Source organism: Ochrobactrum sp. RH2CCR150, assembly GCA_014138095.1.
Taxonomy (GTDB): Bacteria; Pseudomonadota; Alphaproteobacteria; order Rhizobiales; family Rhizobiaceae; genus Brucella; species Brucella gambitense.
The window spans coordinates 666,615-687,439 of the sequence record JACGXE010000001.1 but is presented as its reverse complement, the minus strand read 5'-3'; the positions used below and the strand labels follow the sequence as shown (position 1 = coordinate 687,439).

Here is a 20,825-nt window from a genome sequence, read left to right as displayed (position 1 = left end):
GTTTTTACCAAGCCTTTGCCCCAAAAAGCTTAACTCACAAGTCGCGCCTTCGCCTGAAGACGCATGCCGAAAATGGCAATCATCAAACAAAACCAAACAGAGCTGCCATTCTGGAAAAACGTGCTTTCCATGCAGGATGCATAGAGGCCGTATAACCACAAACGGCTGAACAGAAGCGTCAATGCAGGATCGTTCCCCGTCGCTTCGGCTGCCCTGATATAACGTAGCGGCAGGATCATCAGCCAGATCAGCATAAGGATCAGGCCAAACACACCCGCATTGATCATCATATCCAGATAGGCATTATGCGCGTTGAAAGCTGCGACTGCCCATGTCGCCCCGCCTCCTCCGGCATAGACCATTTCCGGTGTTTTCCAGAACGAGTCCAGCCCGTAACCAAATATCGGCTTTTTAGCGACTGCTGAAAAGGCTATGCGCCAAATATCGGCGCGGTTGGTAAATGTCGCGTCAATACCAAGGCTTGTGATGAGCTGACGGATGGGGTCGGAAACCGCAGCACCCACGGCCACAAAATTGAACGCAGCCACCCCGCCAATGGCGATGGGAATGCGTGTCCAGCGCCAATGCATGAAGATGAGAGACATGATGGCGATGAAGGGAAGCATGGCTGTCGATGTCTTGCCGCCCGTATGCAGCAGGAAGAAAACACACAGCACCACGACCAGCCCGCCAGCCTTGCGATAGCCTTTCTGCCAGCCATAAAGCCCGAAGAAACTGAGCAGCACCAGTGCTGCCGCTGCCGCGTTCTTGTGCGGAAAATGTCCACGCCACGCACCTGCCAGCATCGGTTCCAGCACGTCGGTGCCCTGATGGATTGCCCTGCTCGGCAGGAAGATGACGCCGAAATAGGCAAAGCCGAGCGTGATGAACGAGCCGATCAGCAACAGGCGCGCCATCTGGTTTTCAGAGCGTGGCAACAGCAGGAATATGCTGGCGTTGAGCGCGGTCAGGATGGACAGCACCACCTTGCGGCTTGCAATGCTGGGATGGGCCGAGAGAATGGCCGTCACAAACATCCAGATAAACAGGGTTACCAGCAGCACGCGCGGCTGAAGGATGGTCTTTCGCAAAGGACTGCTCAGGCCACAGGCAAGAAAGGCCACGGAAATCGTCAGCGTCATCAGCTGGTTCAGCAGGTTCGACTGGCCCGCCGAAGCGCTTGCACCGATCTCGGCACTGGTTCCGGGGTAAGGACTGATCCCGACCCACAGAAACAAGATCATGATGAGAAAGAGAGCAGCGCCGAAAGATGACGACACCGACGTCAGATCATGGGCCTGTGCCTTGATTGGTGCACGGGCCGCGACACGCCGATGTGAAGCGAGATCAGACACGGCTCTCCCGATTTCTCCGCCATGCGCCAAGGTAACCCAGAGCAAGCGCGAGCGCCACACCGAGACCCATGCCGACGAAACCACCGCCAGCGCCGAGCAACACGGTGCGCGGCGGCCAGCTGCGGCTGATGGGCGGGATTGCCGTGGAGATCACGCGGATATTGGTGGCATCGAGCTGCTGGCGCTGATGCGTTTCGGTCGAGCGCGTCAGGAATGTGTTGTAGATCGAAACCTTGGCGGCCATGTCGCGTTCGAGATCGGACAGCTGCACCTGCGCATCATTGTCGAGCGCCACAGCCGAGCGCGCCGTCGTGGCCTGCGCATTCAGCGCATCGACGACCGCATTGGCCTGATCCAGATCGACCTTTGCCGATTGCAGAATACGCGAACGTTCGGCGGCGATCTGCTGCTCCAGCCCGGCGATCTGGCGCTGCGTGTTGATGAGTTCAGGATAGCGCGGACCGTAGGTCATGGTTAGCGCATCATAGCGCTGCTTCAGTGTCGCATACTGGCTGCGCAGATTGGTCATGGTCGGCGATTGCAGCGTGCTTGCCGGACCGACCGGGCTGCCCGTATCGCGGGTCAGTTCGCTATAGCGGGTGCTGGCATCCGTCTGGCGCGATCGGGCATCGAGCAGTTTGGTGTTGATCTGCGCCATGGATTGCGCGCTGACCAGCTCGCCACCGGTTGTCTGGAGGCCATGCGCGCGGCGGAAAGCGGCGACTTTTTCTTCGGCGTCCGTTGCGGCTTTCTGCAAGGAGGTCAGGCGTTCCGACAACGCGGCGGCAGCACGGCCTGCGCCGTCTGCATCAGCTTCGGCAACTTCCTCCTGAAAGGATTGCGCCAGCGCGTCGGCAACCTTCACCGACTTTTCCGGATTATCGGTCCAGACGCCGATCGTCACGAGATAGGATCGTTCGGGACGGGTCACGACAATGCGCTGCGACAATGCGCGCACCGCCGTCAGCGTATCATCCGATGGGTCCTTCGGCTTGCCCAGACCCAGCAGCGCGCGCAGATCGAAACTGGCTGGCGGCGGCACGAATTCGGCATCGTTCTGTAAATTGAGGTTTTGCACGACACGGCGCAGCACATTGCCCGACACGAGCATTTTCATCTTGCTTTCAATGTCGAGAATCTGGCTGTCGGCCTGAAGGCTCTGGGCATAAATATCATTGGGCAGCAGCTGCAAGCCGGATGGCGGCACCAGCATATCCGTATAGGCCGTATAGCGCGGCTTGGCCGTCATGCCATAGGCAAGGCCTGTCAGCGCACCGGCTACGGCGAGGATGACAATCCATATCCAGCGCGCGCGAACCCATTCAAGTGCCGCCCAGAGGTCGATTTCCGGCAACATAAGCCCGCCGCCAGAAGATTTCGCTTCGGGTTCGTCCAGATGCGGAGCAGACGGCCTGTCGGTGATTGCCTCATCGGGAATTGGCCCTGAAACAGGGGCTGACACAGATGCAGGCCGCGGATAGGACGGCGCATGGTTCTGCGCCAAAGCCTGGTTCCATTGCTCGAGCGTCTCTGCGCCGCGTCCTTCATCACGCGGTAGCTGAGCCTTTGAAGCAAGGTCACGCAAGGTGTACATCGATCAATCCTATGGTTGCCTTGGCCTATGGTTACCCTGATCGCGGGAGAAACCGTCTTTTTGCTTTTTATATGAGAAGATTAAAAAAAATGGTTAATCACAACTATTGGGTTGCGATGCGCGATAAGACTGGAAAATACATGACCTGTTCAGTTAGGGTTCATATTTCAAGGCTACATCTGACAGAAAACATAGAGTAGGTCGGGAGAGGGAAAAGGCCCTTGTGGTAAACCCATGCCGGGTCGGACCCACATGCAAAGTTAGCGCAGACAGATAATGCCGTTCAAATTACTCTCTTAAGTTCGCAGTATGAAATGTTAAAACGCTACTGGCCCACATTGTTGTCCTATGCCGCATCGAGCGGCAGTCTGTTTGCCGCCAATGTCGCGCAGCTGCTGACTTTTGCCATTCTGGCACGCTATCTGGGATCGCACGAGTTCGGGCTTTTCGTGACCGTCATGGCGATCACGGCCATCGCAAACTACATTTGCGGGCTTGGCGGCGCTGAATGTCTCGTGCGGCGCGTGGCGCAGAATCCCGACATCTATCCCGCCATGCTCGGCCACAATATCATCCTCATTGTGACGAGCGGCATCGTGCTGGTAATCCTCGGCATGATCGTTTTGCCATTCTGGCTTGAATCCGTTCCGGAATTCGCCAGCAATTATCTCGGCATGTTCTTTCTGCTCGTCACCAATATCGTGCTTGTCCGCGCCATCCTTCTCGTCGAACAGATTTATATCGCCCATACCGACTTCGTTGCCGCCAATCTCTCGGTGGTCGGCTTTGCCGTAGCGCGCACTCTGGCGGCAGTGATTGCATGCTTCGTGTTCGATGTCTCAACGGTCGTACAATGGGCCTACTGGCAGTTCGGCTGCCATGTGCTGGTGCTCGTCATCTATGCGTTATTTCTGCGCAGGCTCGGCGCGCCGCAATATCGCATCGTGCGGGAAGAAATCCGCCTCGGCATCATGTTCGCCTCACAATTTATCTTCCGCGCCGTTCGCCAGAATGCCGATCTGCTCATTCTCGGTGCGCTCGTCGCACCCAGCATTGTCGGCAGCTATGGCGTGACGCGCCGTATCGTCGACAGCAGCATGCTGACCATTGATGCGATGAACCGCCTCGTCTATCCGCGCCTGTCGCAAGCCAGCGCCAATGGCATTCATCATGCCTTGCCTATCACGCTGCGCCTGTTGGGAGCCTCTCTGTTGATTGGAACGATGACCTCACTGGTCGTCTTCATCGCTGCGCCCTATCTTCCACTCTTATTCGGCAAGGAATACACGACGCTGATCGCCTTCTGCCGCACGCTGTGCTGGATCACGATCTTCGTTGCACTCTGGTCGATTGCGGTGGATTTGCTCGGTGCGGCCAGCCAACACACCTATCGTACTGCGGTGCTGAATGTCGGCAATATTCTGGGTGCGCCGCTGCTGGCTGCGGCCACATGGTATGCGCCAATCACCGGCACTTTCACCGCAATTTACTTTATTGAAATATGTATCGTGTTGGCTTCGTGGTGCTGCGTCTTCTACCTCGTCAAAAGAAGCCGCGAAGCAGCTGCAAGGAAAGAGGTTCAAGTCTAAGCCCGGTCCGTCCGGGCAGAGGGGCAGGTTAAAGTGGGGAGCATATCTGTCGCGGAGACAAAGACACAACGGGTGCGCCCGATGCGTGTCGATGACATACCAGCTGTGCGCGCGCTGTTTACCCAGGTCTTTCGTCCCAAATCGACCTCCCACAGCGAGAGTTTCGACCAGTATTTTCGGCATGTTTTCTTCGAAAACCCTTATTACGATGCCGATCTGTGCAGCATCGTGCATGAGGACAGCAAGGGCGAGATCGACAGCACTCTTTGCGTCTTGCCGATCCCCTATCATGTCGATGGCAAAATCGTCATGGGCAGACTGCTCTGCGCCTATATGATGCGGCCCGGCGGCTCGCCGCGCGGTGCGGCTGAACTCACGCTCACCTTGCGCTCGCGTCCTAACGATTTCTCATTCAGCGATAGTGCAGCACCTGTCAGCACGCGCCATTTCAGCGCGGTTGGCGGCATCACGCTCGACACGCATGGTCTGGCATGGACACGGATTTTCCGCGGCGCGAGCTATGTGGCCCAGTTCGTCGCCGAGCGCCGTGCAGCTTTGCGTGGCTGGCCCGCCGCAAAAGTCGGCAAGCTTTTGGATGCGCTGGTTCCGATACCCAAATTGCGCAACTCCACCAATGGCAAACTGGCGGTGCGCGAGATCGATCAAGGCGAAGCTATCGGCCTGATCCGCCAGTTGCTGCCCACCTATGACGCCTATCCCGCCTGGACGGAACAGGACCTGCAATGGGTGCTGAACCTCGCCAGGGATAACCGTGCGGCCGGCGAGCTTCGCTTCTGCGCAGTTTCCGGCAAAGGCGACGAGCCGGTCGGTTTCTTCTGCTATTACGCCCGGGCGAACGGGATAGCCGAAGTGCTCAGCGTTCTGGCACTCAAAACCCGCGAGCAGGCCGTTGTCGAAGTCATGCTGTCGCATTTACAGGAGGCGGGCCATATCGCGGCGCAGGGCCGTGCCGATCCGCGTTTTCTCGGCGCACTTTCGCAGCAATCGGTCATGTTCTTCCGTCTGAAGGCCAATGTTTGCGTGGTGACAGCAAATCCCGGCGTCGTGAATGCGCTGGATCACAATGACATTTTCATCGGCGGGCTTGCAGGCGAAAGCTGGAGCAGGCTGGTGACCGACTTCCAGTGAGATTGTGCGCTACCGGCTGAACTGACGCTCCAGCAGGAAAAAGGTCGTCGGCCCGTCAACGCCTGCGCCGTTGTCCAAGCGAAATTCCACCGGCCCCTCGCCGGTGGCGACCGGCGCATGAAGCTTGCCGTCGAGACCGATGGCGGACAATTTCCAACCCGATGCAGCGCCAGCAAGCCGGATATCGACGCGGTTGCGCAGCAAGGTCACCGGCAGACGCCCCCAATCCTCGATCACCCTTTGCGCATCGTCGCGAAAGCGCATGCCGGTATTGCGGGCATCAGTCGCGAAAATCACCAGCATCTTCTCGCTGCTTGCCAGGGGCTGTTCGTCGAGTGCCGACACGGAAACAAGGCCGCGCTCTTCGGCATGACCGACGGTCAGCTGCCCAAGCGTCAAACTGTCCTTCAGATCGGCGAAGGCCAGTGCCTCGGTCCGGGGCGTCACGACCCGCATACGAGTGTGGTCCCGTTCCAGCAGGATTTCACCGGTCGCGCTGGCAAAGATGCCGCGATAGGGATCGGTCGCATTGTCCTCCGGCAGCAGGCCGGTCTGTTTCAAACGGCCCAGAACATTGTCGAGCGCAACATTGCGATAATTGATCTCGATGCCTTTGGCCGTGTTTTCCGGCCAGTGCAGACCCGAGGCGAACAGGCCGATACCGCCGACCAGCGCCAGATTTTTCAGCCTTTCGGGTTCACGTGTTTCAAGCGAATCGCCAAGACTGGCTTCACCCTGCATCATGAAGGGGACAGCGAAGGACGCCGTTTTGACATCGCCGCGCCGGAACAGAAGCGAGGCCAGCGTTTCGCCCGCACGCGCCACCGGATCGACCGCGAATGTATAGGGCACGATGCGCTGGCGAAGCGGCTCCGCCTCATCGAAGGCAAGCGTGATCGGCCCCTGCCCGTGGCGGCAGATACCGTCCCAGCCCTGCAAGGCAGCATAGGCCGGGAAAACCAGCCCAGCTTCATAACGATAGCGGTTCCAGAACAGATGTTCGTATTCGGTAACGAAGAAAGGGCGACCGATCCAGCGGCCAGCGGCCAGCTCGCTCACATAGGAGGCGGCATCGGCGATGGAGCTGTTCTGCTTCATCGTCGTTCCGGGTTCCATGGACCCGGTCCAGTCATGATAGGTATTGGCGCTGACCGCCTGTTGCGGCATACGCGACAGCGCGGTCTGGACCGTAAACCAGTTGTTGTAGGGTGCGATCAGCCCCTGATAGCCAAGCGTTCGATAAGCGGCCTCAAGCCGTGCAGCCAGCGCCTGCTCCCGCTCGACAACGAAAGCCTGAAAATCATGCAGCCGCGCACCGCCGCCTGAACGGCTCTGCGGCAGTTGCACTGTTCCCGCTTCGAGGTTCTCCTCTGCGGCAAGACCGCCCCAGGCACGCGAAAGTGCAGCCGTGTTGGTATAACGGTTTTTCAAAAACGCGTTGAACGCTGGAGCAAAACCCGGCCAGAAAGGGCCGCCTGGTTGCTTGCCATGCAGGAAACTGGTGAATTCGATACCATTCTCATTGAACGGAATGATCAGCGCCAGCGCCGGGTCCTGCAACGGGGCCAGTCCCGTATAGGGATTGACCGTCGCATAGACTTCTTTTTGAAACCGCAGCCAGTGTTCGAAGGCTGTGTCGTCCACATAGATGCGGCGCTTCAGATTGCCTTCCGGTCCCCAGCGGTTGATATCCTTGCCGCCAAGCGCACCGCTTTCCGCCGTCAGTCCGTCGATGGTCCAGTAAATGCCTTCGCGTTTCAACGCGGCCATCAGATAGCGAATGCGATCCAGAGCTTCGGGGTCGAAGTTGAAGTCTCCATCCCGATAGAACATCAGATCGGTATCGAGAAAATGCAGTCGTGCAATATTGTAGCCATGCAGGCGCAGCTGCTGCACATAGCGATCGATGAAAGCGTGATCGATCTTGCCTGCCGACGGCAATCGCCAGGAAAGCGACGCGCAGAACAGCCTCACAGGCTGGTCCGGTTTTGTCTCCCGAACGAGACGCCCGGCGGCATTGGCCACGATGCGGCCTTGCTCATCGATCGCAGGATTGGGCAGAAAGGACGAGAAGTCGAGCGGACTGCCCGGCGTCATTTCCAGCCGGGTTTCCTTGACCGGCATCCACTCTTCCGCAACAGTCGTTTCCGGCCAGAACGCAAAGGCGCCAAGACCGGCAACACAGATGAGAAGAGCGGCGAGCGACTTTCTCATGAGGCCCCTTTCGGGGTCTCTTTCGGGATATCATTCAAGACCCGGCTTTCGATCCAGTCCTGCGGCTTTCGGCGCGGCTGGAAGAAGCCGAGCGGCATGGCAGCCGCATGGAAAATCCATGCCACAACCGCATAGACGCCGAGCGAAACGCTGCGTTCGCGGAGCGACATCAGCACGAAAGGCAACAGCGCGAAGACAAGCGCTGCGACAACTGCCCAAGGCGTGACAAAGCCCAGCAAAAGTGCTGCGATCACCACCAGCCACCAAATGTAAACCACGCCCCAGAGGCGCAGTTCCGGTAATTCCTTTATAACATTTTGCCAGTGCGGCTGGCCAACAGCCGCGCGCAGCACCTCGCCCGTGCCGCGCAGATATTTGCTTTTCCAGCGGCGCGTCAAAAGCTTGTAGGCATTCATCGAATAGCCGAAATGCTGCACGAAAGGCCGGTCTAGACGATAGAGTTTCCAGCCATGGGTGCGCAGGCGCACGCCCGCATCGAACTCTTCATGACCATGCAGATTGCGGTCGGAGAAATAGCCCGCCTGCTCGATGGCGGCACGGCGATAGAGACCGCCGCCATTCATCCGGTCGATATTACCGGCCTGCTTTTCCGGTGTCTGCCTGCGTGCACGACGCTGAAATTCGAGGCTTTCCAGTATCTGGTCCACCACATGCCCGGTCACGCCGCCGGTTTCCGAGTGGTCGGCCATATATTGCAGGGCGGCGGGAATAAAATCCGGCTCGATGATCATGTCGCCGTCGATCAGGCAGATGAAAGGCTGCGTGGAATATTGAAAGCCCAGTTGCGGGCCAAGACCGCAGCTTGCCCGTGCGGGCGCTTCGATCTGCACCACCCGCACAGGATAGGCGCTGGCAATCTCCACCGTACGGTCCGTCGAGCCGCTATCGGAGACGATGACTTCGACCTGACCGTCAGGCAAAGCTGCAAGAGCGCTCTCAATCGCAGCGGCGATGCGCTGTTCTTCATTCAAAGTCTTGATGATAATCGAAACTGACATTACCGTCTTGTCCGCTCCCGGTTGATTATCGACAGTCATCGCTTGAAGAGGTTAAACTTCCACGATGATTTCCAGCATTTCATAGTTCTGTTTAGTTTCAAATAAACTAAACCCCGTTATGACGATGTCGATTCGTCAGTTCATATTGTGCGATCAGCTTATGAACCGGCAAACAAACAGATATTTCAAGGCTGCTGATGTCGAGTGCCAATTTCCAAATCAAAGTGCATGGTCGCGTCGACGACTTATCCAGGGATTGGCCCGACGCCGACGACAGCAGCGGTTGCGCGCTTTATGTCTTCCAGTCCAGAACCTTTCTACGCGCCTGGGAAGCAAGCTATGGCGAAGCGCATAAAGCTCAGCTTTGCCTGATTGAAGTCCGCGACCAGAACCAGCGACCCGTCCTGTTCGTCCCGTTTTGCATCATGCAGCGCTATGGTGCACGCATTCTGTCTTTCGTGGATGACGGTGTTTCCGATTACAACGCGCCGATCCTTTTTGAAGACACGCCACATTGGGATGTAGCAGGCGCCGAAGCCCTGCTGAAGCAGATTTTTGCAGCCCTGCCGCCCTTCGACATGGTGGCGTTTGAAAAGATGCCGCAGGAAGTCGAAGGCCGGGCCAATCCTTTCTGGGGCCTGTCCAATCGCGATTGTTCGGCGGGCACGCATTGGGTCACGCTTGACCGCCCCATGCCGGAGATCGAACAGTCGATCCGCGGCTACAGCACCATTGCCAAGCGCGGCAAGGCGCTGCGCCGCGCCGGGCGCTATCGCTTTCTGGTCACGCGCGACGCGCAGGAACGGGCAACCTTTCTCGAAACCATGCTGCAACAAAAGCAGAAGCGTTTTGAAGACACCAAAGTGCCCGGTTTCGAGACCCATCCCGAAAAGCGTCGTTTCTTCGAAATGGTGACCGAACCTCTGGCTGCCGTGAATGCCCTGCACTTTTCCGTTCTGACGATGGATAACGCGGTCGTCGCCACCATGTGGAGCGTCACACGCAAACGGCATTATTGCGCAATGATCACTACCTTCGAAGACGGCATCTGGAACAAATATTCGCCCGGCAAAGTGCTGATGTTGCGCCTGGTCGAAGCCTTGAAGGCCGATGACTACGATTGCTTTGACCTCGGCTTCGGCAACGAGCCCTGGAAGAACGATTTCGCCAACATCGAAATCCCGATGCGCGATTATGTGGTTGCCCACACCCCGCGCGGCAAGCTCGCGCTCGCCTATCAGCGGACCATCGACGGCCTGCGCACCACCCGCCTTTACAAGCGGCTTCGTCCGCTCAAATGGGAGCTTCTGCGCCGCCTGTCGCGTTGAATTCAGCCCGCACGCTTTGGCAGGCGCACCATGAAGGTTGAGCCTTCGCCCAGCTGCGAGCGCACAACCAGACGTCCGCGATGACGGGCCAGAATATGCTTCACGATGGCAAGCCCCAGCCCGGTGCCCTTTTGAGCGCGGCTGGTTTCCACATCGATGCGATAGAACCGCTCGGTGAGGCGCGGCAGATGCTCAGTCGAGATACCCGGCCCAAAATCCTGTACGGAAACCACGACTTCGGGCGCACTGCCGGTTTCATCCGCCTCGAGCTTGACGATGACCTTCTTGCCCGCCTGCCCGTATTTGCAGGCATTTTCGACAAGGTTCTGGAAGACCTGTATCAGCTCGTCACGGGCGCCGGTCACCAGCAGCGGATGATCGGGCAGATTGCGCTCGATCACCACATCCAGATTGGCGGCCAGCGGGTTCAGCGTGTCTGCGACATGGTTGAGAATAGACGTCAGGTCCACGCTTTCATTGACCGCCAGATGCGCCCGCATTTCCAACCGGGAAAGTGACAGCAAATCGTCAATCAGGCGTGACATGCGTTCGGCCTGCTTCTGCATGATTTCGAGAAAGCGGTCACGCGCCGCGACGTCGTTCCGCGCTGGCCCCTGCAAGGTTTCGATGAAACCGCGCAACGAGGCAAGCGGCGTGCGCAATTCATGGCTGGCATTGGCGATGAAGTCGGACCGCATGCGGTCGATACGTCGGGTTTCGCTCTGATCGCGGAAGATAAGCACGAACAGCTCAGGCCGCCCTTCCGCATCTGGCAGCGCCTTGACCATGGCCTTGTACCAGCGGTCGATCGGCACGCGCTCGAAATATTCGATGCTGCGCGGTTCGCCATCGGCAATAACGCCTTGAATGAGCGCATGCATTTCCGGTGCGCGAAAACGCAGATAAAGCGCGGTTCCGCCTTCGAGTGACTGGAAAGCCTCCAGCGCGGCCGCATTGGCGAACAGCACCGTGCCGCCATGGTCGAAGACGATCATCGGATCAGTGAGGAGATCGGCCAGCCGCTCGCCGGAAACACCGGCCATTTCGCTTTGGTCTTCATCCTTGACCGGATCTGCGTCGGGCTCACCACTGCCGACTTCATTGGCAACCCAGACCGCCCCCAGCACCACCAGCGCCAGTAGCGCCGCCCGGAACCAGAACGGCAGTTCCAGAGCCATGACGCAAACCGCCAGAACCATGCTGACAACGAGAACGCCTTTCACCCGCCCCAGCGGAGCAAAGATCGACGCTTCCGGAGCGCGCGTCTCCGGGGCGGTCTCGGCATCATCGGCACGGCGGTTGTCTTCACTCATTGTCTATCCCTTGGACTAGAGCGGTTCCGGTTAAAACGGAATCGGTGAACCGCTCTATCTATTTGTTTTTACGCGCTACCCCACACAAAACTGCTTCGCACTTTTGCTGGAATTGCTCCAGGCCCTGATGCCTTCGCTGAACCTGTTGCCAAAGCCGGAAAACCGTTTTCCCCGACCCGAACACGCGTGACGACAAACCTTTATGCCTCAGTCGAAATCAGCGTCGGCGTCTTTACGTAGCTTCTCATATGCCCATATCATGGATTGATATAAACGAAAGGGAATTGCCGTGGGTGACAGTTCGAAGACAGCTAACAAAAAGAACGACAAAAAAAGCGATACCCCAGCCGCCGATAAGCCCATCAAGCTGAAGCTCGATGGCGAAACCCGCAAGTTCGATATCAACGATCCCAAGCTTCCCAACTGGATCGACGATCAGGCTCTGCAATCGGGCGGCTATCCCTATTCGTCCAGGATGAAGAGCGATGAATATGAGGCGACCCTCGAACGCCTGCAGATTGAGCTCGTCAAGCTGCAATACTGGCTGCAATCGACCGGCGGGCGCGTCATCAGCGTTTTTGAAGGGCGCGATGCGGCTGGCAAGGGCGGTACGATCTTTACGATCCGCGAATTCATGAACCCGCGTACTGCGCGCAATGTGGCCCTGCCGAAGCCGACGCCGACCGAAAGCGGCCAGTGGTATTTCCAGCGCTACGTCGCCCACTTCCCGACGGCGGGCGAATTCGTCACCTTCGACCGTTCCTGGTATAACCGGGCTGGCGTTGAAGCGGTGATGGGTTTCTGCACGCCCGCACAGCTGGAAATCTTCCTGACGGAAACGCCGGATTTCGAGCGCATGATCGTGACGGACGGCATTCACCTGTTCAAGTTCTGGCTCGATATCGGCCAGGAAATGCAGCTGAAGCGCTTCCATGAGCGCCGCCACAGCGCGCTCAAGAGCTGGAAATTCTCGCCGATGGACGTGGCCGGTATTTCGCGCTGGGATGATTATTCCGCAGCGCTCCACACCATGCTTGAGCGTACCGACAGCGGCTATGCGCCATGGACCATCGTGCGTTCCAACGACAAGCGGCGCGCCCGACTGGCCGCCATCCGACGCATCCTTCTGACCTTGCCTTATGACGGCCGTGATCTCGACGCCATCGGCCCGGAAGATCAGTCCATTATCGGTCGCGGTTCGGCATTCATCACGCAGTCGTCCACACCCAAATAAAAAATACTCGGCCTGTGCGGGGTTTTCTCCCAGAGATGTGGCTTGCGCACCAGCTGCCACAAAGCCCGCCAGGCCGAGAGCGAAATCAACAGCCAGTAGACCGGTATTCCGGGCAGATAGGCATAACCGCCGCGCTCTGTCGGCTCCATGGTTTTTGCGCCGAGCAGATAGAAGCTGAGATAGGCCAGCAGAATATTCACCACATCCAGCAGCAGCAGCGAGAGGCTGCTTGGCGTCAGCGGCTGCATGACCAGTTTGACCATCAGAACGGCCAGCGTCACCAGCATGATCGGATGCAGCAGCGCTGAGCTGATGATGCCGAGCGTATAGATCTGGTTGATGGCAAAGCGCCACCCGCCAAGCTGGCGCAGCGCCGTATAAGGGTCGCGGGCATGCACCAGCCAAGTCTGTATCCAGCCCTTGATCCAGCGCGTGCGCTGCTTGCGCCAGACATCGTAATCCTCCGGCGCGTCCTCGACTGTGCCGCGACTGATGGTGCCGATGCTATATCCATAACGCGCCAGACGAATGCCGAGATCGGCATCTTCGGTTACGTTGAAAGCATCCCAGCCGCCGACTTCTTCCAGACATGACCGGCGAAAATGATTGGACGTGCCGCCAAGCGGAATGACCAGCCCCTGCTCGGCCAGCCATGGCAGAAGCCCACGAAACAGCGCCGAATATTCGAAGGCAAACATACGGGTCAGAAGATTGTGTCGGAAATTGCCGATGATCAGCGGCGCCTGAACGCAGGCAAGCTGTCCGCCATTGCGCAGGAAAGCCTGCCACGCCTCGCGCAACTGGTCGGGATGCGGGCGATCCTCGGCGTCGAACACCGCGACAATCTCGCCGCGCACAAATTGCAAAGCATAGTTCAGCGCATTCGGCTTGGTGCGCGGGCCACCTGGCGGCACGGGAATGACCTCGAAATTGGCAGGCAGATGCTGGCGTTCAATCGCATCGCGTGTCTCGAAATCATCTTCCTCGCAGACGAGCTTGATCTCCAGCTTGCTAGGCGGCCAATTGATCCCGTTTAGGGCGGCAACCAGCTGGCCGATCACTTCCTTTTCCCGATAGAGCGGCACAAGCACGGAATAGACAGGCAAATCCCGTTTCATCAGCGGCGAGATTTCCACGAAACGCAGACGCCCGCCGGTCGTCACGGCAAACAGCCGGATCAAAACGCAGCCAAAAAAGAACAATGTCATCAGGACATGCATCGCCAGAAATGTCTGCAAAGGCCAGTTGATGATGGCGGCGATTAGCAGATAAAGCGCCATCGCGATGCCAAAGGCCTGCCAGCTATGAAGGACACGTGCAGCTGAAAGGGATTGCGGTGTCATCTGCCGGGCTCGATCAATCAGCTGCGCGCGATAACGCCGACGCAATATCTGCCGCAAAAGCGTGGGCGTGCAGATGCGGATGCGTTTGCGCAGCGATGGATTCGCACGCACATGCTTAAGCAGGCTCCTGATCCGATGCTCTGTTGGCGCAATATAAAGATATGTCGTACCGTCCTGCCCGATGGTCGTGACCTGCGCGATATCGGTGAGATTGTGGAAGGCGTATTCATCGGAAATGAACACGCGCGATGGCAGCAGCTCCTGTGTAAAATCAAGACCCAGCAAATCCGCAATCGCTTCGAAAACAGCGGTTTCGCTGACGCCCGGCTGCTGGACAAGCTCCGTGCAAAATGTGGTCCCATTGCGCACCGCTTCGCCATAAGCCCCGAGGAGCAAGCAACGCGCAATGCCACGACGCTGCAATCTGGCAGATATGGCACCGCATATCTCCAGATCGAAGCCACTCGATCCGCTGTTCATAACGCCCCCCGACGCTGGACAAATGATACTCGATAAATATAGATCAGTAGTTTTTGTTTTATTATATCCTAATTATAGAATATATTTACATATTACTCTGCTTCAATTCACTTATTATTGTAAGAATGAAAGTAAAATAGTATTACAAAAAAGCAACATGTATTTTGTAGGCCGAGCAACATGCAACCCTTGCAAGTTGCGCGTTAACGCGAAATTATGCCGCGCATGATAGGAAGCCTGCCAATGAAACGTTGTTTTTCAAGCTTGGTGATTTTGGCGGGCCTGCTGGCTGCAAGCCCGACTGCTTTCGCGCAGACGGCTCCGTCCGCCCCGGATTTTTTCAACCAGAAGGAACGCCTGCCTTTGCCATCGCTGCAAAAGCTGACGCGACTGCGGTTCATCACCACGGTGGATTTTCCGCCCTTCAACATGCTCAATAATCAGGGGCAGCTCTCCGGCTATAATGTCGATCTGGCCAAGGCGCTCTGCCGCCAGCTCGGCATCGAGGATATTTGCCAGATCGAAGCTGCGCCGTGGAATGAGCTGGAAGATCGTGTACTGAAAGGCGATGCCGAAGCGATTATCGGCGGCTGGCAGCCCACCGAAGAACGGCGGAAGGATTTCGTCTTTTCGCGCAGCTATATGCGGCTGCCTGCGCGCTTCGCGACGCAGAACAGCAAGATCTTTGCGCAACCTGCTTCGTTCGCCACACGCGGCAAATCGGTTGGTGTCATTGCCGGCACGGCGCATGAACAGCTTCTCAAGAGCTATTTCCCACAAGCGCAGGCAAAGCCCTATCCCGATCGGGCAGCCATGCTTGCCGACCTCAAAGTCGGCAAGCTTGATAGCGTGTTCGATGACGGTATGGCGCTGTCCTTCTGGCTCAACGATGCTGAAAGCGGCAATTGCTGCTCCTTGACCGATGGCCCCTATCTTGCGCCGCAATATCTCGGACCCGGCCTCAGCATTGCCGTCTCCCGTGACGACGCCGCTATTGCCAGCGCAATCAACAATGCCCTGCAAGCCTTGCAGCAAAAGGGCGTCCTGACCGAGCTATATCTGCGCTATTTCCCGACCAGCTTTTACTGAAATCCGCTTCAATCCGGATGATGCGACTCAAGCGGAATGCCCGCCGCTCCACCGCTGGCTTATGCGCACTCTCGACAGCGCCAAACCGGCGCTCGGGCATGCGTGCCATTTTGACGCAGATTGCTCGTGAATCGATTTCGAATTTCAGAAAGTTTTGAAACTTCGGATATAACAATACTTACAGTATTAAAGTAAAAATGTTTACTATCAAGCACTTTTAGAGGATTGTGGTGCTACTCAGGCCGATAAAGCGGCCAATATCAAGCAGTTACGCGCCGCTTTTACCACAAACATAAGTTAAAATACATCGATTTATTTTGACTTGAAGAAATAAGCCCTCGATCCCTAATCTGGTATGGGGAGAAGGAGGATTTATACGATGTTTGATGGCGTTCCTGCACAATGGCACAAAGCTCCGGAACAAACCAAACGCTCGCCGAATGAAGCGGCGTATGTCTTTCTGGGGATCATGCTGGCGGCACTGTCCGTACCAGCTGCATTTCTCGGCTGGGCACTATTCCAAAGCATCGGCTCGCTGCTGCACTGATTGGTATCCGGCAAGAATCCCGGTTTGAGGAGACCGGCACCTGCTGTGAGGGTGCGATCTGTGAGCCAGTGAGAACATTCCGGTGAGGATGTTCGTGAAACAAGATTTTCAGCAAACGAAAAGCCCCGCCGGATAAGCGGGGCTTTTGCTTTTTGGGCTGTCAGCGTGGCGGTCAGAGGCCGCCACCCGAGCCATTCGGCACATCATCCTCGTCATCCTCCGGCTTCTTCGGCGCTTTACGCGCGATGATGCTGTAGAACATCGGGATGAAGAGCGTTGCAACGAAGGTTGCCACGAGCATACCGCCGATAACGCCGGTACCGATGGAGTGACGGCTGGCCGAGCCTGCGCCCGAGCTGATTGCCAGCGGCACCACGCCGAGAATGAAGGCCAGCGAGGTCATCACAATCGGGCGGAAGCGCAGACGTGCCGCAGATAGGGCCGCATCGAAGGCGGATTTGCCCGTTTCGCGTTCCAGCACGGCAAATTCCACGATCAGAATCGCGTTCTTCGCCGCAAGACCGATGAGTGTCACCAGACCGATCTGGAAATACACGTCATTGGTCAGCCCGCGCAGATGGGTTGCCAGAAGCGCACCGAAGATCGCGAAAGGCACCGCCGTGATAACTGCCAGCGGCAGGCTCCAGCGCTCATACTGGGCAGCCAGAATGAGGAACACCATCAACAGACCGAAGATCATGGCCTGCGAGCCGGTGCCGCTGGTCGTGACTTCCTGATAGGCGGACCCCGTCCACGCGATCTGGAAACCCTGCGGCAGCACTTCCGCAGCCACTTCCTGCATCGCCTTGATGGCGTCGCCTGACGTGTAGCCCGGAGCCGGATTGCCGGTGACCTTCGCAGCATTGAACGCGTTGAAACGCTCAAGCTGGTCGGGACCGACGATGCGCTTGACGGTTACAAGTGCACTGAGCGGGATCATGCTGCCGGAATCGGCGCGCACGAACACATGTTTCAGATCGCTCGGATCGCGGCGGAACTCCGCCTCGGACTGCAGGTTGACCTGATAGTTACGACCGAACAGCGTGAAGTCGTTGACATAGACACTGCCGAAGGTGGCCTGCATGGCGGTGAACACCGAGTTGATCGGCACGCCCATCGCCTTGGCCTTTTCGCGGTCAAGCTGGATGTCGTACTGCGGAACATTCGGATCGAATGTCGTGCGTACGCCTGCAAGCTCGGGCCGCTTGGCTGCTGCATCGGTGAGCAGCTTCGTCGCATTGGTCAGCGATTCCACGCCACCACCCGTGCGGTCCTGAACATAAAGTTCGAAACCGCCGGTCGTGCTGAGGCCGAGGATCGGCGGCGGATTGAAGGCCAGCACAAGGCCGTCCTTGATCCCCGCATTCATGCCCATGATGGCGCCCGGCAGGTTGCGCGCGTCGAGATCCGGCGTCGTGCGTTCCTTCCAGTCCTTGAGCATGATGAACATGGTGCCTGCACTGGTCTTCAGACCGCCCGACAGGAGGTCATAGCCAGACACGGCAAACACGTTTTCCACGGCCGGATGCTTGCGAATATTCTCGCTCGCCTGATTGAGCACAGCCGTCGTGCGTTCCAGCGAAGCCGCCGGAGGCAGGATGGCGACACTGAACAGGAAGCCCTGATCTTCATCCGGCAGAAGGGAGCTTGGAACCTTCTGGAACAGAAAATAGGTGCTGCCCAAAAGGCCGGCAAAGATCAGCAAGCCGATGGCCACACGCTTCAGGAAGAAGCGAACACCAGCCGTATAGCCTTCCGTCACCCGATCGAAAAACCGGTTGAAAATGCGGAACGGCAGGATCGGTTCATGATGTCCCGGCTTCAGGATCAGCGCGCAGAGTGCTGGTGTCAGCGTCAGCGCCACCGTACCGGACAGCACGACCGAAATCGCGATGGTAACGGCGAACTGCTTGTACATTTCGCCGACGAGACCGCCCATGAAGGCGACCGGAATGAACACGGCGCAGAGCACGAGAACAATCGCGACAACCGGCCCCGTCACTTCGCCCATGGCCTTGATCGCGGCCTTGCGCGGTGAAAGTTTCTCGGTCGTCATGATACGTTCGACGTTTTCCAACACCACGATGGCGTCGTCCACGACGATACCGATGGCGAGCACCAGACCGAACAATGTCAGAAGGTTGATCGAGAAGCCCAGCACATACATGCCCGCAAATGTACCGATGATGGAGATCGGCACCGCGATAACGGGAATGAGCGTTGCGCGCCAGTTCTGCAGGAAGATGAACACCACCAGGACAACGAGGATGATAGCCTCGATGAAGGTGTGGATCACTTCCTCGACCGAGACCTTGATGAACTTGGTCGTGTCGAACGGGATCGAATAGTTGATGCCCGCCGGGAAGCTTGTTTTCAGCTCATCCATACGATTCTGGATGAGTTCCATCGTGTTGAGCGCGTTTGCGCCCGGCTGCAGATAGACCGCAATCGGAACGGCGGGCGTTCCATTGAGATTACTGTCGACCAGATAGCTTTCCGTGCCCAGCTCAACGCGCGCCACGTCTTTCAGACGCAGCGTCGCCGCATTGGGGCTGGAACGCAGAATGATGTTTTCAAACGCCTTTGTATCCGGCAGACGGCCTTGCGTCGTGGCCGTATAGGTGAACGGACCTGCCTGCGGATCGGGCTGATCGCCAAAGCGACCCGCTGCAAACTGGGCGTTCTGTTCCTGAATGGCGGTCTGAACATCAGATGGCGTCAGATTATACTGGGCCAGCTTGTCCGGACGCAGCCAGATACGCATCGAATAATCGATATTGCCGAGCAGCTGCACGTCGCCCACGCCCGACAGACGCTTCAGATCGTCGATGACGTTCAAAAGCGCATAGTTACCGACATAGGTGCGATCATAACGGCCATTCTCGGCGAACATGGCGACCATGCCCAGAATGGTTGTCGAACGCTTGTCCACGGTCACGCCGAGACGCTGCACTTCCTGTGGAAGCGAAGAGGTCGCGCGCTGAACGCGGTTGTTCACGTTGATCGTGGCCTGATCCGGGTCGGTGCCCAGTGCAAAGGTCACGGTCAGCTGCATGGTGCCGCTGCCAAGGCTCGAGGACTGCATATAGAGCATGTTCTCGACGCCGTTGATCTGCTGCTCAAGCGGAGCGGCGACGGTTTGCGTCACCGTTTCCGCGCTTGCACCCGGATAGGTCGCGGTGACCACCACCTGCGGCGGCGTCAGCTCCGGATACTGCGCAATCGGCAGAATGCGGATGCAGATAAGCCCCGCAAGCACAAGCACAATGGATATGACCGCCGCAAAAACGGGGCGGTCTACGAAAAACTTATTCATTTGTTGCCTGCCGCCTGTTCCTTGCCAGCTTCAGCCGACGATGCTTCCTTGTTGCCAGCCGCAGCAGCGTCGACAGGTTGCACCTTGGCGCCCGGATGCGCCTTGATGACGCCTTCCGTCACAACGCGGTCACCTTCCTTGAGGCCGTCGGAGATCAGCCATTCATCGGTAAGCTCGCGGGCGACCGTGACCGGGCGCACTTCCACGACATCGTCCTTGTTCACGACATAGACGAATTGCAGCTGCGGGCCCTGCATCAAGGCGGCCTTCGGGATTGTTACGGCGTTTTTCACCTGGATGCCGAGGATGACGGCACGCACGAACTGACCCGGGATCAGACGGCGATCCGGGTTCTGGACCACGGCGCGCGCGCCGAGCGTTCCGGTTTCGGTATCGAGCGAGGACGAGGTGAAGTCGATCGTGCCTTCATGATCATAGGCCTGACCGTCACCGAACAGGATCTTGATCTTGAGACGGTCGGCATCCTCACCGGTTGCACCGCGTTCGGCGCGGAGTTTCTGGATTTCGGCGGCTTCCGTATCGGTGAACGAGAAGTTCACATAGACCGGATCAAGCTGCGTGATCGAGGTCAGAAGGCTGGACGTCGCATCGGTGCCGATAAGGCTGCCCTCGGACACCTGCTCCTGGCTGGTGATGCCGCTGATCGGCGCGGTCACCTTGGTATAGCTGAGATTGAGTTCAGCGGTACGCAGCTGCGCCTGCGCCGCGGCAACTGCGGCCTTGTTCAGATCGCGGGTCGCAAATGCGGAATCGCGGACTGCGGCGCTCTGCACCTTCTGCTGGACCAGCTGTTCGGCGCGTTCGGCGTCGCGGATGGACTGCTGATACTGCGCCTGCGCCTGAGCAACCTGAGCCTGCGCTTTTTCAAGCTCGGCCTGATAGGGGGCCGGGTCGATTTCAAACAGCACTTCGCCAGCCTTGACTTCGGTGCCTTCGACGAAATTACGATGCAGGAGAATGCCGCCAACACGGGCGCGGACCTGCACATTGCGATAGGCGCTGATGCGCGCTGCATATTCATAGGTAACGGGCACGTCGTGCGGCCTGATCATCACGACTGCAACCTGCGCAGGCGGCGCGCCTGCCGGTGCCTGTGCAAAAACAGGCTGCCCTGCAAAAACAAGAAAAGCGGCTCCCGCCGCAAAAAGCCGGATAGAACGATGGATGGTCATGATGGGTGTTGCCCTTGCTGTCGCCCCGGTGATGCCCATAAGGTGCGGCCAATTAAACATAC

Annotated in this window: 14 protein-coding genes; 6 read left to right on the top strand and 8 right to left on the bottom strand. The window is 57.9% G+C overall.

What is annotated here, in order from left to right; all coding sequences use genetic code 11:
* Window positions 1-29: 29 nt before the first annotated feature.
* Window positions 30-1,355: an O-antigen ligase family protein gene (locus FHW03_RS03085; protein ID WP_377513976.1), complete on the bottom strand. Its 1,326-nt coding sequence runs from the start codon at window positions 1,353-1,355 to the stop codon at window positions 30-32.
* Complete coding sequence (locus tag FHW03_RS03080) at window positions 1,348-2,949, bottom strand: GumC family protein (RefSeq protein WP_377513974.1); 1,602 nt, start codon at window positions 2,947-2,949, stop codon at window positions 1,348-1,350. The genes FHW03_RS03085 and FHW03_RS03080 overlap by 8 nt, the downstream gene beginning before the upstream one ends.
* A 314-nt stretch (window positions 2,950-3,263) precedes the next feature.
* Between FHW03_RS03080 and FHW03_RS03075 the strand changes: the two genes are divergently transcribed.
* Window positions 3,264-4,538 (top strand): lipopolysaccharide biosynthesis protein, encoded by a 1,275-nt coding sequence (locus tag FHW03_RS03075; RefSeq protein WP_182519297.1) that lies wholly within the window; start codon window positions 3,264-3,266, stop codon window positions 4,536-4,538.
* An 81-nt stretch (window positions 4,539-4,619) separates the two neighbouring features.
* Window positions 4,620-5,687 carry a hypothetical protein gene (locus FHW03_RS03070; protein ID WP_182519296.1) on the top strand — a complete coding sequence of 356 codons (1,068 nt, stop codon included), beginning with the start codon at window positions 4,620-4,622 and terminating at the stop codon, window positions 5,685-5,687.
* Window positions 5,688-5,696: 9 nt separating this feature from the next.
* Here the strand turns inward: FHW03_RS03070 and FHW03_RS03065 are convergent, their stop codons facing one another.
* On the bottom strand, window positions 5,697-7,901 hold the full coding sequence (locus tag FHW03_RS03065) for a glycoside hydrolase (protein ID WP_182519295.1): 2,205 nt from the start codon (window positions 7,899-7,901) through the stop codon (window positions 5,697-5,699).
* A complete protein-coding gene (locus FHW03_RS03060; RefSeq protein WP_182519294.1) occupies window positions 7,898-8,920 on the bottom strand; it encodes a glycosyltransferase family 2 protein in 1,023 nt (340 codons plus the stop codon). The genes FHW03_RS03065 and FHW03_RS03060 overlap by 4 nt, the downstream gene beginning before the upstream one ends.
* Before the next feature lie 197 nt (window positions 8,921-9,117).
* Here FHW03_RS03060 and FHW03_RS03055 point away from each other — a divergent pair, with 197 nt between their 5' ends.
* Complete coding sequence (locus FHW03_RS03055; RefSeq protein ID WP_182519293.1) at window positions 9,118-10,248, top strand: GNAT family N-acetyltransferase; 1,131 nt, start codon at window positions 9,118-9,120, stop codon at window positions 10,246-10,248.
* A gap of 2 nt (window positions 10,249-10,250) precedes the next feature.
* Here FHW03_RS03055 and FHW03_RS03050 read toward each other — a convergent pair whose 3' ends face one another.
* Entirely contained in the window at window positions 10,251-11,561 is a 1,311-nt protein-coding gene (locus tag FHW03_RS03050; protein WP_182519292.1) for an ATP-binding protein, read from the bottom strand.
* Window positions 11,562-11,850: 289 nt separating this feature from the next.
* On the opposite strand from FHW03_RS03050, the gene ppk2 reads away from it, so the two are divergent.
* Window positions 11,851-12,795 (top strand): polyphosphate kinase 2, encoded by a 945-nt coding sequence (gene ppk2, locus FHW03_RS03045; RefSeq protein WP_182519291.1) that lies wholly within the window; start codon window positions 11,851-11,853, stop codon window positions 12,793-12,795.
* On the opposite strand, the gene FHW03_RS03040 is transcribed toward ppk2, so the two are convergent.
* Window positions 12,738-14,618, bottom strand: a complete 1,881-nt coding sequence (locus tag FHW03_RS03040) for a glycosyltransferase (RefSeq protein ID WP_182519290.1) — start codon at window positions 14,616-14,618, stop codon at window positions 12,738-12,740. The two genes, ppk2 and FHW03_RS03040, sit on opposite strands and share 58 nt — an antisense overlap.
* Before the next feature lie 243 nt (window positions 14,619-14,861).
* Between FHW03_RS03040 and FHW03_RS03035 the strand changes: the two genes are divergently transcribed.
* Together FHW03_RS03035 and FHW03_RS03030 are read left to right on the top strand one after the other, a co-directional pair.
* Complete coding sequence (locus FHW03_RS03035; RefSeq protein WP_182519289.1) at window positions 14,862-15,707, top strand: transporter substrate-binding domain-containing protein; 846 nt, start codon at window positions 14,862-14,864, stop codon at window positions 15,705-15,707.
* A gap of 379 nt (window positions 15,708-16,086) precedes the next feature.
* Window positions 16,087-16,254, top strand: a complete 168-nt coding sequence (locus FHW03_RS03030; protein WP_171058783.1) for a hypothetical protein — start codon at window positions 16,087-16,089, stop codon at window positions 16,252-16,254.
* 172 nt (window positions 16,255-16,426) lie between these two features.
* Here the strand turns inward: FHW03_RS03030 and FHW03_RS03025 are convergent, their stop codons facing one another.
* Together FHW03_RS03025 and FHW03_RS03020 are read right to left on the bottom strand one after the other, a co-directional pair.
* Window positions 16,427-19,570 carry an efflux RND transporter permease subunit gene (locus FHW03_RS03025; protein WP_182519288.1) on the bottom strand — a complete coding sequence of 1,048 codons (3,144 nt, stop codon included), beginning with the start codon at window positions 19,568-19,570 and terminating at the stop codon, window positions 16,427-16,429.
* Complete coding sequence (locus tag FHW03_RS03020) at window positions 19,567-20,763, bottom strand: efflux RND transporter periplasmic adaptor subunit (protein ID WP_182519287.1); 1,197 nt, start codon at window positions 20,761-20,763, stop codon at window positions 19,567-19,569. The genes FHW03_RS03025 and FHW03_RS03020 overlap by 4 nt, the downstream gene beginning before the upstream one ends.
* Window positions 20,764-20,825: the final 62 nt, after the last annotated feature.

Excerpts from the sequence above, each read along its gene's own strand:
- FHW03_RS03075 (WP_182519297.1), top strand. The coding sequence starts at position 3,264 with ATGTTAAAACGCTACTGGCCCACATTGTTGTCCTATGCCGCATCGAGC.
- FHW03_RS03020 (WP_182519287.1), bottom strand. The coding sequence starts at position 20,763 with ATGACCATCCATCGTTCTATCCGGCTTTTTGCGGCGGGAGCCGCTTTT.
- FHW03_RS03080 (WP_377513974.1), bottom strand. The coding sequence starts at position 2,949 with ATGTACACCTTGCGTGACCTTGCTTCAAAGGCTCAGCTACCGCGTGAT.
- FHW03_RS03050 (WP_182519292.1), bottom strand. The coding sequence starts at position 11,561 with ATGAGTGAAGACAACCGCCGTGCCGATGATGCCGAGACCGCCCCGGAG.
- FHW03_RS03065 (WP_182519295.1), bottom strand. The coding sequence starts at position 7,901 with ATGAGAAAGTCGCTCGCCGCTCTTCTCATCTGTGTTGCCGGTCTTGGC.
- FHW03_RS03030 (WP_171058783.1), top strand. The coding sequence starts at position 16,087 with ATGTTTGATGGCGTTCCTGCACAATGGCACAAAGCTCCGGAACAAACC.
- FHW03_RS03040 (WP_182519290.1), bottom strand. The coding sequence starts at position 14,618 with ATGAACAGCGGATCGAGTGGCTTCGATCTGGAGATATGCGGTGCCATA.
- FHW03_RS03060 (WP_182519294.1), bottom strand. The coding sequence starts at position 8,920 with ATGTCAGTTTCGATTATCATCAAGACTTTGAATGAAGAACAGCGCATC.
- FHW03_RS03035 (WP_182519289.1), top strand. The coding sequence starts at position 14,862 with ATGAAACGTTGTTTTTCAAGCTTGGTGATTTTGGCGGGCCTGCTGGCT.
- FHW03_RS03025 (WP_182519288.1), bottom strand. The coding sequence starts at position 19,570 with ATGAATAAGTTTTTCGTAGACCGCCCCGTTTTTGCGGCGGTCATATCC.
- FHW03_RS03070 (WP_182519296.1), top strand. The coding sequence starts at position 4,620 with ATGCGTGTCGATGACATACCAGCTGTGCGCGCGCTGTTTACCCAGGTC.
- FHW03_RS03055 (WP_182519293.1), top strand. The coding sequence starts at position 9,118 with ATGTCGAGTGCCAATTTCCAAATCAAAGTGCATGGTCGCGTCGACGAC.